This is a genomic window from Streptomyces flavochromogenes, from assembly GCF_000717595.1.
Classification (GTDB): domain Bacteria; phylum Actinomycetota; class Actinomycetes; order Streptomycetales; family Streptomycetaceae; genus Streptomyces; species Streptomyces flavochromogenes.
Genome location: NZ_JNZO01000065.1, coordinates 1 through 17,985, shown reverse-complemented (window position 1 = coordinate 17,985; position 17,985 = coordinate 1). Strand labels below are relative to the sequence as shown.

Sequence of the window (17,985 nt, the reverse complement as noted above, 5' to 3'; positions counted from 1 at the left end):
CTCCGGGACCGTCGCCACCAACCTCCGCTACGGCAAACCCGACGCGACCGACGACGAACTCTGGCACGCCCTGGAGGTCGCCCAGGCCGCCGACTTCGTCCACGAACTCGACGAAGGGCTCGACGCGCCCGTCTCCCAGGGCGGCACCAACTTCTCCGGCGGCCAGCGGCAGCGGCTCGCCATCGCCCGGGTCCTCGTCGCCCGCCCCCGCCTCTACCTCTTCGACGACTCCTTCTCCGCCCTCGACCCCCGGACCGACGCCCGGCTCCGCGCCGCCCTGAAGGAGGAGACGGCGGACGCCACCGTCGTCATCGTCGCCCAGCGGGTCTCCACCATCCGGCAGGCCGACCGGATCGTCGTCCTCGACCGGGGCCGGAACGTCGGCACCGGCACCCACACGTCCCTGATGCGGGACAACCCCACCTACCGGGAGATCGTCCTCTCCCAGCTCACCGAGGAGGAAGCCGCATGAGTACGGCCACGGAGAGCCGCGCCACGAAGGCCACACCCGCCGGAACCGTGCCCGCCCGCACCGGCCCCTCCTCCCCGCAGCGCGGCCCCGGCCTCCCCGCCACGCCCGGTCTCGAACGCTCCCTCTCCTTCCGCGCCTCAGGCCTCCGCCTGCTCCGCACCCTCGCCCCCGACCGCGCCCGCCTCCTCGGCCTCATCGCCGCCGGTGCCACGGGCGTCGCCCTCACCGTCCTCAACCCCCTCCTCCTCGGCCGCGCCACCGACCTCGTCATCACCGGCGCCACCGGCCCCGCCGGGGTCGACTTCCGGGCCGTCGGCCGGCTCCTCGCCCTCTCCGCCCTGGTCGTCGCCGGGTCCTCCTTCTTCACCTGGATGCAGTTACGGATCGCCACCACCGTCGTCCAGCGGGCCGGCCACCGGCTCCGTGAACAGGCCCAGCACAAGCTGGCGAAGCTGCCCCTCGGCTACTTCGACCGGCAGCCGCGCGGCGAGGTCCTCTCCCGCACCACCAACGACATCGACAACGTCACCCAGACCCTCCAGCAGGCCTTCAGCCAGATGGTCCGCGCCCTGCTGACGCTGGTCGGCGTCCTCGCGATGATGTTCTGGGTCTCCCCGGTGCTGGCTCTCGTCGCCCTCGCCACCGTGCCCGTCTCGATCGTCGTCGCCGGCTTCGTCGGCCGCCGCGCCCAGCCACAGTTCGTGAAGCAGTGGGCGGTCACCGGCCGGCTCGGCAGCCATGTCGAGGAGATGATCACCGGGCACACCGAGGTCGTCGTCTTCGGCCGCCGCGAGGAGGCCGTGCGCCGCTTCGACGAGCTGGGCGAGGAGCTGTACCGGGCGAGCTTCCGCGCCCAGTTCGTGTCCGGCTTCATCCAGCCGGCGCTGACCTTCGTCGGCAACCTGAACTACGTCGCCATCGCCGTCGTCGGCGGACTGCGGGTGGCGAGCGGCACGCTGTCCGTCGGCGACGTCCAGGCCTTCATCCAGTACTCGTACGACTTCAACGGCCCGATCACCCAGGTCGCCGCCATGGCCAACCTCCTCCAGTCCGGAGTGGCCTCCGCCGAGCGGGTCTTCGACCTCCTCGACGCCGAGGAGGAGGACCCGGACCCGGCCGAGCCGAAGAGGCCCGCGGCGCTCCGGGGCCGGGTCTCCTTCGAGAAGGTCGCCTTCCGCTACGAGCCGGGCAAGCCGCTCATCGAGGACCTGTCCCTCACCGTGGAGCCGGGCCGGACCGTGGCCATCGTCGGCCCCACCGGGGCGGGCAAGACGACGCTGGTCAACCTGCTCCTCCGCTTCCACGAGGCGACCGGCGGCCGGATCACCCTGGACGGCGTCGACACGGCGGCGATGACCCGCGAGGAGCTGCGCTCCGGCATCGGCATGGTCGTCCAGGACACCTGGCTCTTCGGCGGCACCATCGCCGACAACATCGCGTACGGGGTGCCGGGCGAGGTCTCGCGCGAGCGGATCGTCGAAGCGGCCAGGGCCGCGCACGCCGACCGGTTCGTCCGCACCCTGCCCGCCGGGTACGACACCGTCCTCGACGAGGACGGCGGCGGTCTCAGCGCCGGTGAGAAGCAGCTGGTCACCCTCGCCCGTGCCTTCCTCTCGGACCCTGTCATCCTCGTCCTCGACGAGGCCACCAGCTCCGTCGACACCCGGACCGAACTCCTCGTCCAGGAGGCGATGGCCTCCCTCAGGGCGGGCCGCACCAGCTTCGTCGTCGCCCACCGGCTCTCCACGATCCGGGACGCGGACACCATCCTGGTGATGGACGGCGGCTCGATCGCCGAGCAGGGCAGCCACGAGGAACTCCTCGCCGCCGGGGGAGCGTACGCCCGGCTGCACGCGGCCCAGTTCGCCCGTACGGTGGAGACGTGATCGTCACCGTCCGCACCACCACCGACGCGCGCGCCAAGGCCGATGCCCTGGCGCGCGGCGCCGTAGAGGCCCGGCTGGTCGCCTGCGCGCAGATCTCGGGGCCCGTCACCTCCGTCTACCACTGGCGGGGCGCGATCGAGACCACCGAGGAGTGGGAGGTGGTGTTCAAGACCACCGAGGCCCGCTACCCGGCCCTGGAGGCGCACCTCCTCGCCGCCCACGACTACGAGACGCCCGAGATCCTCGCCACCCGGGTGACCCGGGTCGGCGAGGAATACGCCCGCTGGGTGGAGCGCGAGACCTCCGCCGCCCAGGAGATCGAGGGCCCGGCCCACGACGAGCGGCCCTTCTTCGTCTACGGGACGCTGCGCCCGGGGGCGTACAACCACGACCGGTTCCTCGCCGGCCGGATCGGCACCGAGGCGGACGCCGTGCTGCACGGGGCGGTCCTGCACGACGGGCCCGGCTATCCGTACGTCGTCCCGGCGGACGACGGCCGGGTGGTCGGCACCCTGCTCACGCCCGCGCCCGGCGCCTACGGCGAGCTGTTCGGCCTGCTCGACCGCCTGGAGCTGCCCGTCGGGTACGAGCGGGTGGCCATGGACGTCGTCCGGGTACGGGACAGTGCGCGGGTGTCCGCGTGGGTCTTCCTGGCGGCGCCGGACGCGCCCCTCGGCGCGGTCATCGAGAGCGGCGACTGGTTCAGCCGGCCGTAGCGACCGTCCGGCGGATCAGCGGCTGCCCGTCCGCGTCTTCATCGCGGCGACCGCTTCCGGGGTGGAGCTGAAGGAGTCCTCCTGCTTGAGGGCAGCCGGGCAGGTTCAGCGCACCGAGCGCCAGAGCGGCCAGGGCGGCGGCGCCCGCGAGGAGGACGGCGAGCGGTCGCCCTCCGGCGGAGGAGCCCATGGCGGCGAAGCGCGAACGGCGCGCGGCCTTCGGCTCGCTTCCGTACGCCGGGATCAGGTGGGCCAGAACACCCGGCGCCCGAGGACGACGAGCAGGGCGGGGAGCAGCGTCATCATCGCGAGGAGCGCGCACAGGACACCGACGGCGGCCGTGGGCCCCATGTCCCGGCCGCTGTTCATGTCGGCGGCGAGCAGGCAGAGCATGCCGAGGGCGACGGTCCCCGAGGACCCCTTCGGGCGACGACGGGAATGTGACGACAGGCCCTAGGCGTCGTTCACGGCGCGTTCCAGGCGCACCGCGCACACCTTGAACTCGGGCATCCGGGAGACCGGGTCGAGCGCCGGGTTCACCAGGGTGTTGGCCCGGCCCTCGCCCGCCCAGTGGAACGGCATGAAGACGGTGTCCGGCCGGATGGCCGTGGTGATCCGGGCCGGTGCGACGGCCCTGCCGCGCCGCGAGACCACCGCGACCCGCTCGCCCTCGGCCACCCCGAGCCGATCGGCGACCCGGGGATGGAGCTCCACGAAGGGGCCGGGGGCCGCCGCGTTCAGCTCGTCGACCCGCCGGGTCTGCGCGCCCGACTGGTACTGGGACACGACCCGGCCGGTGGTGAGGACGACGGGGTACTCGGCGTCCGTCTCCTCGGCTGCCGCCCGGTGCACCACCGGCACGAACCGGGCCCGCCCGTCGGGTGTCGCGAACCGGTCCAGGAAGAGTCGCGGGGTGCCCGCGTGGTCGGATTCGCCCACGCCGGTCTCCGGGCAGGGCCAGAACACGCCCTGCTCCTCCTCGATCCGGCGGTAGCTGATGCCCGAGTAGTCGGCCGGACCGCCGGCCGAGGCCCGGCGCAGCTCGTCGAAGACCTCCTCGGGTTCGGTGGGGAAACCCTTCTCCCAGCCGAGGAGCCCGGCGAGCGCGTGCAGCACCTCCAGGTCGCTCCGTACCCCCGAGGGCGGGGTGAGGGCGCGCCGGCGGAGCAGCACCCGCCCCTCCAGGTTGGTCATGGTGCCGGTCTCCTCCGCCCACTGGGTCACGGGCAGCACGACATCGGCGAGCGCGGCGGTCTCGGAGAGCACCACGTCGGCCACGGCGAGGAAGTCGAGCGAGCGCAGCCGTCCCTCGATGTGCGCGGCGTGGGGCGCGGAGACCACCGGGTTGGAGCCCATGAGGAGCAGGGTCTTCACCTCGCCGCCGAGCGCGTCGAGGAGCTCGTACGCGCTCCGGCCCGGCCCCGGCAGCGACGTGGGGTCCACACCCCAGACCTCGGCCACGTGCGCGCGTGCGGCCGGGTCGTCGAGCTTGCGGTAGCCGGGGAGCTGGTCGGCCTTCTGGCCGTGCTCGCGGCCGCCCTGGCCGTTGCCCTGGCCGGTGAGGCAGCCGTAGCCGCTGAGGGGCCGGCCCGCCTTCCCGGTGGCCAGGCAGAGGTTGATCCAGGCGCCGACGGTGTCGGTGCCCTTGGACTGCTGCTCGGGGCCGCGTGCGGTCAGGACCATGCCGGTGGCGGCGTCGTCGAACAGCGCGACGGCCTCCCGGAGCCGTGGCACCGGCACGCCCGTGATGCGCTCGACCTGCTCGGGCCAGTGGGACATGGCCCCGGCGCGCGCGGCCTCCCAGCCGGAGGTGCGCGTGGCCACGAACTCCTGGTCGACGCGTCCTTCGGCCACCACGAGGTGGAGCATGCCGAGGGCGAGTGCGAGGTCGGTGCCGGGGCGGGGCGCGAGGTGGAGGTCGGCCTGCTCGGCGGTGCGGGTGCGGCGCGGATCGATGACGATCAGCTTTCCGCCGTTCTCCTTCAGCTCGGTGAGGTAGCGGAGGGCGGGCGGCATGGTCTCGGCCAGGTTGGAGCCGACGAGGATCACGCAGCCGGTCTTCGGGATGTCCTCCAGGGGGAACGGCAGCCCGCGGTCGAGACCGAACGCCCTGCCGTGCGCGGCGGCCGCCGACGACATGCAGAAGCGCCCGTTGTAGTCGATCTGCGAGGTGCCGAGCACCAGCCGGGCGAACTTCCCCAGCGTGTACGCCTTCTCGTTGGTGAGGCCGCCGCCGCCGAAGACCCCCACGGCATCGGGACCGTGGTCGGCGCGGGTCCGGCGCAGCCCGTCGGCGACGGCGGCGAGGGCCTCCTCCCAGGACGCGGGCACCAGGGCCCCTGTGTCAGGGCATCGGACCAGGGGCTCGGTGAGCCGGACCCGGGAGGAGAGCACGGCGGGGGCGGTGCGGCCCTTGCCGCACAGCGCGCCCCGGTTGACGGGGAAGTCGTTCCGGTCGACCACCTCGGCGGGCAGCTCCGGGACGCCGGTGGGGCGGAGCGACATGCCGCACTGCAGGGCGCAGTAGGGGCAGTGGGTGGGTACGGCGGTGGACTCGGACATACGGCCAGCGTGGGTCAGGCGTGTTACGCCGGGCGGCACCGCTGATTACGGGCGCGGTGCCATGCTCTCCGTCCGCTACGGCTCCCGGGGTGAGGCCAGTGCCTCGGTGACGCCCTTCTCCTCCGGGCCGAGGAAGTGCGGGTCGGGCCGGAGCGCGGCGTCGAGGGAGGCCTTGCCGGCGGCGAAGAGCTCCCGGGTGGTGCCGTAGTACCAGGTGCGGTCGTGGGGTTCGGGGACCCCGACGCCGTACGCGTCGACGCCGGCCCGTCCGCACAGCGCGACGGCCCGCTTGATGTGGAAGTCCTGGGTGACGAGCACGGCCCGGTCGACGCCGAAGACCTTCCGGGCCCGGACGCAGGAGTCCCAGGTGTCGAAGCCGGCGTAGTCGCTGACGATCCGGCTGTCCGGCACCCCGCGCTCGGCCAGGTACGTGCGCATGGCGCTGGGCTCGTCGTACGCGGTCCTGCTGTTGTCGCCGGTGACGAGCAGGACCCGGACCTTCCCCGTCCGGTACAGCTCGGCGGCCGTGTCGAGCCGGTGGGCGAGGTACGGGGTGGGGCGCCCCTTCCACAGCCCGGCGCCGAAGACGACGGCGACGTCCCGGGCGGGCACGTCGGCGGTGGTACGGAGCTTCCCGGCGGCGGCGGTGTGCATCCAGGTGACCGGGGTGAGCGCGAGGACGGCGCCCAGCATCAGGGCCTGCACGGTACGGCGGCGGGCCCGTGTGGTGCGCGGGATCAACCGGGTGAGCCGTGCCGGCATGCGGGAACCTCCGTGGCGGGTCGATTCGGTGTCGTTCTGTCACCCCGTCCGACGCGCGTCGGCGGGATTCGGTTCGGCGACGGCGTCGCGTGTTCCGTACAACACACCGGCCAGGACCATCCCGAGCAGCATGCCGAGCAGCTGGGCGGCGGCGAAGGCGGGCACCGAGCCGGGGGCGATCCCGGTGAAGGAGTCGGAGAACGCGCGGCCGACGGTGGCGGCCGGATTGGCGAAGGACCCGGAGGAGGTGAACCAGATCGCCGCGCCGATGTAGCCGGCGACCGCGACCGGGGCGAGCCCGGGGCGGCCGATGTGGCGAAGGCCCCGGACGACGAGGACGAGCCCGGCGGTGGCGACGGCCTCGCCGAGCAGCAGATGGAGCGCGGAGCGCGACTCGGTGGCCCAGGCACCCGGCGTCCGCCCGAACATCGCCTCGGCGAGCAGCGCACCCGTCACGGCTCCGGCGAGCTGGGCGCCGATGTAGGCGAGGACCTCGCGCGAGCCGCCCGTACGGCGTCGGGACCACCACTCGGAGAGGGTGACGACGGGGTTGAAGTGGGCGCCGGAGAGCGGCCCGATGAGGGCGATGAGCAGCCCCAGGCCGATGGCGGAGGCGGCGGCGTTGGCGAGCAGCCGGACGCCGATGTCCTGGCTCAGGGTGTCGGCGCGGATTCCGGAGCCGACGATGACGGCGACGAGGGCGCCGGTTCCGATGAACTCGGCGGCGACGCGCCGGGGGAGAGCGGGCGGGGACATTCTCATGGTGGAAAAGATATTCCGTGATTCGGAATCGGGAAAGGGGGTAGGGGAGGTGCGGGTGTCACGCGGTCCACGCACCGGACGCGGACGCACTGGACGCGGACGCGCCGGCCGACGCGTCGGCCGAGGGTGCGACGACCGTGGACGGCTGACACCTGGCGGGGGACGCGCGTGAGGTCACGGAAAACAGTCGTGACCCCCGCGCAACGGGCAGGCAACGTGCGACCCGCAGGATCGGTGCATGACGGAGCCGGACAGTACGTACGCCACCGCCGCCGGCCCGGCCCGCCCCGCCCTCGCGGGAACGACCCCGCCCGCACCCACCCTCGTCGCCGTCGGCCACGGCAGCCGGGACCCCCGCGCCCGCGCCACCCTCGGCCGCCTCCTCGAACGGGTCAGGGAACTGCGCCCCGGCCTCGACGTACGGCTCGCGCACATCGAGCTGAACGCCCCGCTCCTCGACGCCACCCTCACGGAGCTCGCCGCCGAGGGCCGGGACGCCGTCCTCGTCCCCCTGCTCCTCGCCCCCGGGTACCACGTCACCCACGACCTGCCCGCCGCCCTCGCCGCCGTCCCCGGACTCCGCGCCCGCGTGGCCGAGCCGCTCGGCGCGCACCCGCTGCTCGTCGAGGCCCTCGCCGACCGGCTCGCGCACGCCGGCTGGACCCCCGAGGACGGCACCTCACGGGCCGCCGGGGTCGTCCTCGCCTCCGCAGGATCCCGCGACCCCCGCTCCGGCGCCGAGCTCTGCCGGATCGCCGCCCTGCTCGGCGACCGGCTCGGCGGCGTCCCCGTCGTCCCCGCGTACGCCTCCGCCGCCGCGCCCACCGTGCCCGAGGCCGTCCGCGCCCTCGCCGCCCGGGGCCGCCACCGGGTCGCCGTGGCCTCCTGCTTCACCGCCCCCGGCCTCTTCGCCACCCGTGCCGCCGCCCACGCCCCCTGGATCGCCTCCGCGCCCCTCGGCGCCCACCCCGCCCTCGCCCGCCTGGTCCTGCACCGCTACGACGGGGCACTCCGCGCGACCACCCGGGAGCGGGAACTCGCCACCGTCTGAGCGCTTCTGTCGGTCCCTCCGGTTACCTTCGATGCATGGAAGGCATCACAGACGGCACAGACAGCGCGGACGTCAAGGGCAGCCCGGACCTCACCGACACCGCCGGCATCGCCGGCGCCACCGACACCCCCGGCTACGACGCCGGCGCGACCGATCGCTGGGCCGCCGAGCCCGACAAACGCCCCGGGCGCACCGCCTTCCAGCGCGACCGCGCCCGCGTGCTGCACTCCGCCGCACTCCGCAGGCTCGCCGGCAAGACCCAGGTCGTCACCCCCGGCACCCGGGGCCACGCCTGGGACGCCAGCCCCCGCACCCGGCTCACCCACTCCCTGGAGTGCGCCCAGGTCGGCCGGGAGCTCGGCGCCGCCCTCGGCTGCGACCCCGACCTCGTCGAGGCCGCCTGCCTCTCCCACGACATGGGCCACCCGCCCTTCGGGCACAACGGCGAGCAGGCGCTCAACGACGTCGCCAAGGACTGCGGCGGCTTCGAGGGGAACGCCCAGTCGCTCCGCCTCCTCACCCGGATCGAGCCCAAGCGCTTCGTGAAGGACGCCGACGGCGAGCTCGTCAGCGTCGGCCTCAACCTCACCCGCGCCGCCCTCGACGCCGCCACCAAGTACCCGTGGCCGCGCGGCGGCCACCCCGACGACCCCGGCTCGTCCAAGTTCGGCGTGTACGAGGACGACCTGCCGGTCTTCGCGTGGATCCGGCAGGGCGCCCCCGGCCACCGCAAGTGCTTCGAGGCCCAGGTCATGGACTGGTCCGACGACGTGGCCTACTCGGTCCACGACTTCGAGGACGGCCTGCACGCCGGGCACATCGACCCCAACCTCCTCCTCGCCGAGCCCGAGCGCGCCGACATCGCCGCCGTCGCCATCGGCCGCTATGTCCCCGAGGACACCGACCCGCAGGAGCTCGCCGATGCCCTCGACCGGCTCGTCGACCAGGAGTGGTGGCCGCACGGCTACGACGGCTCGGCCGTCGCCCAGGCCCGCCTCAAGGACGCCACCAGCCAGCTCATCGGCCGGTTCGCCCTCGCCGCGGAGGGCGCCACCCGACAGGCGTACGGTTCGGGGCGCCTCACCCGCTACGGAGCCGAACTGGTGGTCCCCCGGGAGACCCGTAACGAGTGCGCCGTCCTCAAGGCCGTCGCCGACCGGTACGTCATGCAGCGCCCCCAGCAGGAGGCCCTCCGCGCCGACCAGCGGATCGTCGTCGCCGAACTCGCCGAGGCCCTCGTCGCCCGCGCCCCCGACGGACTCGAACCGCAGTTCCGGTCGCTGTTCGACCAGGCGCGCGACGACCGAGCCCGCAAGCGCGTCATCGTCGACCAGATCGCCTCCCTCACCGACGCCTCCGCCCGCGCCCTGCACGCCCGTCTCCGTCCGCACCACGGCTGAGCCCCCGACAGGCCCCCTCGGAGTCGGCCCTCTTCCGTCACCACCCTCCGTGCGGGACGCTCGCATGCACGGCCCGAGGCGGTACGGCCCGACGAACGCCCGGGGGCGTAGGTTGGAACCGGTCGCAAAGAGGAGGAAACGACGTGGTCGACGCAGATCAGACCTTTGTCATCGTCGGCGGGGGCCTGGCAGGGGCCAAAGCGGCGGAGACCCTGCGTGCCGAAGGGTTCAACGGCCGGGTGATCCTCATCGGCGACGAACGCGACCACCCCTACGAGCGCCCACCCCTTTCCAAGGGGTACCTGACCGGCGCGAAGGAACGCGACAGCGCCTTCGTCCACGAGACCGCCTGGTACGCGGGCCACGACATCGAACTGCACCTCGGGCAGTCCGTCACCGCCGTCGACCGCGAGGCCCGCACCGTGCGCCTCGGCGACGGCACCGTCATCCGCTACGACAAGCTGCTCCTCGCCACCGGCGCCGAGCCCCGCCGCCTCGACGTCCCCGGCACCGAGCTCGCCGGCGTCCACCATCTGCGCCGGCTCGCCCACGCCGACCGGCTCCGCCAGGTCCTCGCCTCCCTCGGCCGCGACAACGGCCACCTGGTGATCGCCGGCGCCGGCTGGATCGGCCTGGAGGTCGCCGCCGCCGCCCGCGGCTACGGCGCCGAGGTCACCGTCGTCGAGTCCGACCCCACCCCGCTGCACCGGGTCCTCGGCCCCGAGCTCGGCCAGCTCTTCGCCGACCTGCACACCGACCACGGAGTCCGCTTCCACTTCGGCGCCCGGCTCACCGAGATCGTCGGCCAGGACGGCATGGTCCTCGCCGTCCGCACCGACGACGACGAGGAGCACCCGGCCCACGCCGTGCTCGCCGCGATCGGCGCCGCCCCGCGCACCGCCCTCGCCGAGAACTCCGGGCTCGCCCTCGTCGACCGCGCCGACGGCGGCGGCATCGCCGTCGACGAGTCGCTGCGCACCTCCGACCCCGACGTCTACGCCGCCGGAGACGTCGCCGCCGCCCACCACCCGCTGCTCCACACCCGGCTCCGCGTCGAGCACTGGGCCAACGCCCTCAACGGCGGCCCGGCCGCCGCCCGCGCCATGCTCGGGCAGCGGGTCTCCTACGACCGCGTCCCCTACTTCTTCTCCGACCAGTACGACCTGGGCATGGAGTACTCGGGCTGGGCGCCCCCCGGCACGTACGACCAGGTCGTGGTCCGCGGCGACACCGGCAAGCGCGAGTTCATCGCCTTCTGGCTCAAGGACGGCCGGGTCCTCGCCGGGATGAACGTGAACGTGTGGGACGTCACAGACCCCATCCAGCAGCTCATCCGCTCCCGTACGGCCGTGGACCCCGACGCCCTCGCCGACGCCTCCGTGCCCCTGGAGAGCCTGATCTGATCACCTCCGCCCCCGCGGCCCCGCATCCCGCGGGGGGCGACCCCCGAGCCCCCGACGCCACATCCTCGGGGGGCGACCCCCCAGCCCCCGTACACTTCATGCGTGGCAGGCAGGATCAACGATGACGACGTGAAGGCGGTCCGGGACGCGGTCCCGATCGACGCCGTCGTGTCCGAGTACCTCCAGCTCCGCAACGCGGGCGGTGGAAACCTCAAGGGTCTCTGCCCCTTCCACGACGAGAAGTCGCCCTCCTTCCAGGTCAGCCCCAGCAAGGGACTCTTCCACTGCTTCGGCTGCCAGGAGGGCGGCGACACCATCGCCTTCGTGATGAAGATCGACCACCTCTCCTTCTCGGAGACGGTCGAGCGCCTCGCCGCCAAGGCGGGCATCACCCTCCGGTACGAGGAGGGCGGATACAACCCCGGCCACCAGCGCGGCGAGCGCATCCGCCTGGTCGAGGCGCACAAGGTCGCCGCCCAGTTCTACATCGATCAACTCGACTCGCCCGAGGCCGAGATCGGCCGGAAGTTCCTCGCCGAGCGCGGCTTCGACCAGGCCGCCGCCGCCCACTTCGGCGTCGGCTACTCCCCGGCCGGCTGGGACCACCTCACCCGCTTCCTGCGCGGCAAGGGCTTCTCCGACAAGGAGCTGATCCTCTCCGGGCTCTCCCAGGACGGCCGCCGCGGCCCCATCGACCGGTTCCGCGGCCGCCTGATGTGGCCGATCAAGGACGTCGGCGGCGAGATCGTCGGCTTCGGAGCGCGCAAGCTCCGCGACGACGACAACGGGCCCAAGTACCTCAACACGCCCGAGACCCCGATCTACAAGAAGTCCCAGGTGCTCTACGGCATCGACCTGGCCAAGAAGGACATCGCCAAGGTCAGCCGGGCCGTCGTCGTCGAGGGCTACACCGACGTCATGGCCTGCCACCTCGCCGGGGTCACCACCGCCATCGCCACCTGCGGCACCGCCTTCGGCGGCGACCACATCAAGATCCTCCGCCGGCTCCTCATGGACAACGGCTCGGCCCGCGTCATCTTCACCTTCGACGGCGACGCCGCCGGCCAGAAGGCCGCCCTGCGCGCCTTCGAGGACGACCAGAAGTTCGCCGCCGAGACCTACATCGCCATCGCCCCCGACGGCATGGACCCCTGCGACCTGCGGCTCGCCAAGGGCGACGAGGCCGTCGCCGACCTCGTCCAGCCCCGCACCCCGCTCTTCGAGTTCGCGCTCCGCCAGATCGTGAAGCGGTACGACCTGGAGACCCCGGCTGGCCGCGCCGCCGCCCTCGACGAGGCCGCGCCCGTCGTCGCCCGGATCAAGAACATCGGCGCCCAGCACGAGGTCGCCGTCCAGCTCGCCGGCATGCTCGGCATCCTCGACACCCAGTTCGTCGTCAAGCGGGTCGCCCAGCTCGCCCGCTGGGCCCGCGACCGCGGCGGCAAGGGCCCCGCGCAGCAGCAGGCCCCGCAGCGCGGCTACGACACCGCGGCCCCGGCCGCGGCCGCCGCCTCCTCCGGCCCCGCGCTGAATCTGCGCAGCCCCGCCCACCGCACCGAGCGCGAACTCCTCAAGCTCGCCCTCCAGCGCCCCGAGCTCGTCTCCCCGGCCTTCGACGCCTACGGGGCCGACGAATTCACCGCCCCGCCCTACGCGGCCGTCCGCCAGTGCGTCCAGGACGCGGGAGGCGCCACGGGAGCCCCCTCCGACTACCTCGACACCGTCCGCGAGGCCGCACCCAACGACACCGTGCGCGCCCTCGTCACCGAACTCGCCGTCGAGGCGATCTTCGCCAAGACCGTCGACGAGGCCTACGCCGGCGACCAGCTCGTCACCGTCCGGCTCCGCGCCGTCGACCGCCGCATCCGCGAGGTCCAGGGCACCCTGTCCCGCCTCGGCCCCCAGGGCGACCCCGAGCAGCTCGCCGCCGTCCAGAACGAACTCTGGGTCCTCACCCAGTACGGCCAGTCCCTGCGGAACAACGGCGCCGCCGCCCTCTGACGCACAGTCAGTCACGCCCCGGTCTCAAAAAGTCACCGCACGCCCCTCGTGGGCTCACTGTGTCGTACCCCACACTGGGTAACGGTGTCGTCCCGCTGCCCTACGCCCCCGGACCGGCAGCGATCACCCCCCTGGAGGTCGCCCGCCGTGCAGACCCGGATCGTGTCCCAGGAACCGCCCGCCGCCGCACCGGACGAGCCGCCGGAGATACCACCCCGACGACGCAGCCCCGACCCCGGCGGCAACGGGCCCTCCTCCGACCTCTTCCGCCAGTACCTCCGCGAGATCGGCCGCATCCCGCTGCTCACCGCCGAGGAGGAGGTCGACCTCGCCCGCCGTGTCGAGGCGGGCCTGTTCGCGGAGGAGAAACTCGCCAACACCCCCGACCTGGACTCCCGGTTGGCGAGCGACCTGGACCGGCTCGTCGTCCTCGGCAGGATCGCCAAACGCAAGCTCATCGAGGCCAACCTCCGCCTCGTCGTCTCCGTCGCCAAACGGTACGTGGGCCGCGGCCTGACCATGCTGGACCTCGTCCAGGAGGGCAACCTCGGCCTCATCAGGGCCGTCGAGAAGTTCGACTACGCGCGCGGCTACAAGTTCTCCACGTACGCCACCTGGTGGATCCGCCAGGCGATGTCCCGGGCCCTCGCCGACCAGGCCCGGACCATCCGCGTCCCCGTGCACGTCGTCGAACTCATCAACCGCGTCATCCGCGTTCAGCGTCGCATGCTCCAGGAACGCGGCTACGAACCCACCGCCGAGGAGGTCGCCGCCCAGCTGGACGTGGCCCCCGAGCGGGTCGGCGAGGTGCTCCGCCTCGCCCAGGAACCCGTCTCCCTGCACGCCCCCGTCGGCGAGGAGGACGACGTCGCCCTCGGCGACCTCATCGAGGACGGCGACGCCGCCTCGCCCGTCGAGTCCGCCGCCTTCCTGCTGCTCCGCCGCCACCTGGAGGACGTGCTCTCCACCCTCGGCGAGCGGGAACGGAAGGTCGTCCAGCTCCGCTACGGCCTCGACGACGGCAGGCCCCGCACCCTGGAGGAGATCGGCCGGATCTTCGGCGTGACCCGCGAACGCATCCGCCAGATCGAGTCCAAGACCCTCAACAAACTGCGGGACCACGCCTACGCGGACCAACTGCGGGGGTATCTGGACTAGAAGCCCACCTCGCGGACGGTGAGGGACCAGGGGCCCTCGGCCGTCAGGAGCAGCAGTGCGGGGCCCTCCGGGATCGGGATCGTCTGCAGGATCGGGCCGCTCGTGTTCAGGGCCAGCGTGCGCCCCACGTGGGTCAGTTCCGCCTGGCCGGTGACCTCGTGGACCCACAGGGAGACGCAGCCGCCGCCACCCGGGGAGCCCTTGAAGTCCACCCGGAGGTCGGCCGCTCCGCCCATGTGGAGCAGGGCCTCCTCGCCGTACCCCAGCAGCGTCCCCTCCAGCCTGCGGGCCGTGGCGACGGGCTTCACCCGCGCGACCCAGGCGTTGTCGCCGGAGAGCCGCAGGCGCAGCGGCCGGCCCTCGGGGGCCGGGGTGACCGTGCTGCCCCGGTAGTCCGGGATGGTGGTGCTGAAGAGGGAGAGCCCGTCCTTGTTCCGCCTGTCGAGCGGGACGACGGCGAAGTACCCGCCGCCCTGATGCGCGACCTCGACGAGGACGGGACCGGCGGGGACGCGGGCGTCCGTGGTGATGACGTCGCTGCCGTGCCCGGTGACGGTGAACGGTTCGAAGACCGGGCCGAACTCCCAGCCGTCGAGGAGCCGGTGCTCCCGCTCGGCCGGCGGGAAGACCGACGGGTCCGGTGCGACGGGCGTCCCCACGACCTCCATTCCGGCGGCCGAGCCTCGCGCGCCGGCCGTGCCCGACGCACCCGGCGTTCCCGCGTGGTCTCCGGGCGGGGGCGGGGCGTGCATCGGCACCTTGGCGACACCCGTCAGCGGAACGGGACCGCCGACCGGAGCGGCGGCCTGGGGGACCTCCGGTCCCGTGACCGGCTTCTCCACCCGGCCCGGGGCCGGCTTCTCCAGCGGCCCGGCGGCCGGCTCCTCCGGCCGACCCGCGGCCGGCTCCTCCTCCGCGACCTCGACGCCGTACTCCGTGACGAGCCCGGCGAGCCCGGCGGCGTAACCCTTCCCGACCTGGCCGAACTTCCAGCCGCCCGACTCGCGGAAGAACTCGCCGAACACGACGGCGCTCTCGTCCCTCGCACCCGTCACCAGGAGCGTGACGACGACCGCCCTGTCCGGGGCCATCGCCGCCAGGGAGCCGCCGGCCGCCGAACCGGCGATCACGATCCGCTCGACCTCCGGCTCCACCTCGTGCAACGCGAGGGTCAGCGTGGCCTTCTCGTGCCGTACCGCGCCGGACGGGTGGTCGGGCTGCCCGGCGAAGACCATGTCCGCGTCGCCCCGGACCCGGCCGTCCGCGCCGAGCAGCAGTGCCGCCGTGTCCACCGCCCCGGCGCCGACCCGCAGGGTGACCGAGGGCACCCAGAAACTCTTGGCTATGTGACCCATGCCGCACATCATGCGGCATGGGTCACGCCCAGGTCAGTCGACCTCGGCGACCGCCTGTGCGAACTGCGCCGCGTACAACCGGGCGTAGGCCCCGCCGGACGACAACAGCTGCTCGTGCGTGCCCTGTTCGACGATCGAGCCGTTCTCCATCACCAGGATCACGTCCGCGTCCCGGATCGTGGAGAGCCGGTGCGCGATCACGAACGACGTGCGCCCGTGGGCCAGTCGGGCCATCGCCTTCTGGATGAGGACCTCGGTCCGGGTGTCGACCGAGCTCGTGGCCTCGTCGAGGACCAGGATCACCGGGTCGGACAGGAACGCCCGGGCGATGGTGATCAGCTGCTTCTCGCCCGCGCTGACCCCCGCCCCGTCGTCGTCGATGACCGTGTCGTAGCCCTCGGGCAGCGTGCGGACGAACCGGTCGGCGTGCGCGGCCCGCGCCGCCTCCTCGATCTCCGCCCGGGTCACCGCGCGCGTGGCGCCGTACGCGATGTTGTCCGCGATGGTGCCGCCGAACAGCCAGGTGTCCTGGAGGACCATGCCGATCCCGGTCCGCAGCCGCTCCCGGGACATCGTGGCGATGTCCGCCCCGTCGAGGGTGATCCGGCCGCCCGTGACCTCGTAGAACCGCATGAGCAGGTTCACCAGGGTCGTCTTGCCGGCGCCGGTCGGGCCGACGATCGCGACCGTCTGGCCCGGCTCCACCGTGAGCGACAGGTCCTCGATGAGCGGCTTGTCGGCCTCGTAGCGGAAGGAGACGCCCTCCAGGGCGACCTTCCCCTTGAGGTCGGCCGTTCCCCAGCCCTCGGCCGGGGACGTCCCCGGCTTGTCGGCCGACGCGTCCGGCTCCTGCTCCTCGGCGTCGAGCAGCTCGAAGATCCGCTCGGCCGAGGCCACACCCGACTGCACCAGGTTCGCCATCGACGCGACCTGCGTCAGCGGCATCGAGAACTGGCGCGAGTACTGGATGAAGGCCTGCACGTCGCCGATGGAGAGCGTGCCGCTCGCCACCCGCAGACCGCCGACCACGGCCACCAGGACGTAGTTGATGTTCGACACGAAGAACATCACCGGCTGCATCACGCCGCTGTTGAACTGCGCCTTGAACCCGGCCTCGTACAGCGCCTCGTTCTGCTCGCGGAAGTCCGCCGCGGACTCCGCCTGCCGGCCGAAGACCTTCACCAGGGCGTGCCCGCTGTACATCTCCTCCACGTGCGCGTTGAGCGTGCCCGTGGTCTTCCACTGCTGCACGAAGTGCGGCTGCGAGCGCTTGCCGATCCTCGCCGCGACGAAGACCGAGACCGGCACCGTGACCAGCGCCACGAGCGCGAGCAGCGGCGAGATCCAGAACATCATCGCGAGCACGCCGACGATCGTGAGCAGCGAGTTGATCAGCTGGCCCATCGACTGCTGGAGGGTCTGCGAGATGTTGTCGATGTCGTTGGTCGCCCGCGACAGCACCTCGCCGCGCTTGGCCTTGTCGAAGTACGACAGGGGAAGCCGCGCCAGCTTCGTCTGGACGTCCTCCCGCATCCGGTAGACCGTCCGGTTGATCACCTTGATCGACAGCCGGGTGGAGACCAGCATCAGCAGGCCCGCCGCCACGTAGACGCCGAGGACCACGAGCAGCACCTCGCCGACGGCGGAGAAGTCGATTCCCTGCCCCGGCGTGAAGTCGACACCGCTCAGCATGTCCGCCATGCCGGAGTCGCCCGAGGCGCGCAGCCTCTCGATCGCCTCCGCCTTCGTGCCGCCCTCGATCTGCCGCCCGACGACACCCGCGAAGACGAGGTCGGTCGCCTTGCCGAGGATCTTCGGGCCGACCACGGAGGCCGCCACCGACAGCACGCCGGCGATCAGCATCACCCAGAGCGTGCCGCGCTCGGGCGCCAGCTGCTTCAGCAGCCGCTTGCCCGAGCCCTTGAAGTCCATCGACCGCTGGTCGGGGCCGCCACCGGCCATCATGCGTCCGCCAGGACCGGCCATCAGGCTGCCTCCGCCTCGGTGAGCTGGGAGAGCACGATCTCCCGGTACGTCTCGTTGTCCGCCATCAGCTCCCGGTGCCGTCCGGTGCCGACGACCCGGCCCTCGTCGAGGACGACGATCCGGTCGGCGTCCCGGATGGTGGAGACCCGCTGGGCGACGATCACGACGGTCGAGTCGGCCGTCTCCCGGGCGAGCGCGGCCCGCAGCAGGGCGTCCGTCTCGTAGTCGAGCGCGGAGAACGAGTCGTCGAAGAGATAGATCTCCGGCCGCTGCACCAGCGTCCGCGCGATGGCGAGCCGCTGCCGCTGCCCGCCCGAGACGTTGGTGCCGCCCTGCGCGATGGGCGCGTTCAGGCCGGCCTCCAGCTTCCGCACGAAGTCGGCGGCCTGGGCGACCTCCAGGGCGTGCCAGAGTTCGTCGTCGGTCGCGTCGGGTTTGCCGTAGCGGAGGTTGGTGGCGACGGTCCCGGAG

General features: G+C 73.0%; 14 protein-coding genes and 1 pseudogene. 8 read left to right on the top strand and 7 right to left on the bottom strand.

The features are described 5' to 3' along the window. The 3 genes from IF00_RS0140020 to cutA form a co-directional block, all read left to right on the top strand. On the top strand, positions 1-472 hold a 472-nt coding region (locus IF00_RS0140020; protein WP_030326967.1), incomplete at its 5' end, for an ATP-binding cassette domain-containing protein. Continuing rightward, positions 469-2,358, top strand: a complete 1,890-nt coding sequence (locus IF00_RS0140015) for an ABC transporter ATP-binding protein (RefSeq protein ID WP_030326965.1) — start codon at positions 469-471, stop codon at positions 2,356-2,358. The genes IF00_RS0140020 and IF00_RS0140015, both read left to right, overlap by 4 nt. Next, entirely contained in the window at positions 2,355-3,074 is a 720-nt protein-coding gene (cutA, locus tag IF00_RS0140010; RefSeq protein WP_030326963.1) for a divalent cation tolerance protein CutA, read from the top strand. The genes IF00_RS0140015 and cutA overlap by 4 nt, the downstream gene beginning before the upstream one ends. 33 nt (positions 3,075-3,107) lie before the next feature. Here cutA and IF00_RS45490 read toward each other — a convergent pair. The 4 genes and pseudogenes from IF00_RS45490 to IF00_RS0139985 form a co-directional block, all read right to left on the bottom strand. Next, positions 3,108-3,491: pseudogene (locus IF00_RS45490) on the bottom strand (MMPL family transporter); the annotation flags it as partial. 36 nt (positions 3,492-3,527) lie between these two features. Beyond that, a complete protein-coding gene (locus IF00_RS0139995; RefSeq protein WP_030326961.1) occupies positions 3,528-5,636 on the bottom strand; it encodes a molybdopterin oxidoreductase family protein in 2,109 nt (702 codons plus the stop codon). 75 nt (positions 5,637-5,711) lie between these two features. Further along, positions 5,712-6,398 (bottom strand): SanA/YdcF family protein, encoded by a 687-nt coding sequence (locus IF00_RS0139990; protein ID WP_030326959.1) that lies wholly within the window; start codon positions 6,396-6,398, stop codon positions 5,712-5,714. Positions 6,399-6,437: 39 nt separating this feature from the next. Continuing rightward, positions 6,438-7,160: an aquaporin gene (locus IF00_RS0139985; protein ID WP_030326957.1), complete on the bottom strand. Its 723-nt coding sequence runs from the start codon at positions 7,158-7,160 to the stop codon at positions 6,438-6,440. 238 nt (positions 7,161-7,398) lie between these two features. On the opposite strand from IF00_RS0139985, the gene IF00_RS0139980 reads away from it, so the two are divergent. The 5 genes from IF00_RS0139980 to IF00_RS0139960 all read left to right on the top strand — a co-directional run bounded on the left by IF00_RS0139980 (position 7,399) and on the right by IF00_RS0139960 (position 14,173). After that, a complete protein-coding gene (locus tag IF00_RS0139980; protein ID WP_051820896.1) occupies positions 7,399-8,211 on the top strand; it encodes a sirohydrochlorin chelatase in 813 nt (270 codons plus the stop codon). A 35-nt stretch (positions 8,212-8,246) separates the two neighbouring features. Next, complete coding sequence (locus tag IF00_RS0139975) at positions 8,247-9,611, top strand: deoxyguanosinetriphosphate triphosphohydrolase (RefSeq protein ID WP_245234791.1); 1,365 nt, start codon at positions 8,247-8,249, stop codon at positions 9,609-9,611. Between the two features lie 143 nt (positions 9,612-9,754). Continuing rightward, positions 9,755-11,014, top strand: a complete 1,260-nt coding sequence (locus IF00_RS0139970) for an NAD(P)/FAD-dependent oxidoreductase (RefSeq protein ID WP_030326946.1) — start codon at positions 9,755-9,757, stop codon at positions 11,012-11,014. Between the two features lie 102 nt (positions 11,015-11,116). Further along, positions 11,117-13,015 (top strand): DNA primase, encoded by a 1,899-nt coding sequence (dnaG, locus tag IF00_RS0139965; protein ID WP_030326945.1) that lies wholly within the window; start codon positions 11,117-11,119, stop codon positions 13,013-13,015. 147 nt (positions 13,016-13,162) lie between these two features. Continuing rightward, positions 13,163-14,173, top strand: coding sequence for an RNA polymerase sigma factor (locus IF00_RS0139960; protein ID WP_030326942.1), 1,011 nt, complete (start codon positions 13,163-13,165; stop codon positions 14,171-14,173). On the opposite strand, the gene IF00_RS0139955 is transcribed toward IF00_RS0139960, so the two are convergent. The 3 genes from IF00_RS0139955 to IF00_RS0139945 all read right to left on the bottom strand — a co-directional run. Further along, positions 14,170-15,528 (bottom strand): TerD family protein, encoded by a 1,359-nt coding sequence (locus IF00_RS0139955; RefSeq protein ID WP_245234790.1) that lies wholly within the window; start codon positions 15,526-15,528, stop codon positions 14,170-14,172. The two genes, IF00_RS0139960 and IF00_RS0139955, sit on opposite strands and share 4 nt — an antisense overlap. A gap of 33 nt (positions 15,529-15,561) precedes the next feature. Beyond that, positions 15,562-17,514 (bottom strand): ABC transporter ATP-binding protein, encoded by a 1,953-nt coding sequence (locus IF00_RS0139950; protein ID WP_030326939.1) that lies wholly within the window; start codon positions 17,512-17,514, stop codon positions 15,562-15,564. Continuing rightward, positions 17,514-17,985, bottom strand: a 472-nt coding sequence (locus tag IF00_RS0139945; protein WP_030326938.1) for an ATP-binding cassette domain-containing protein, incomplete at its 5' end; no start/stop codon positions are given. The genes IF00_RS0139950 and IF00_RS0139945, both read right to left, overlap by 1 nt.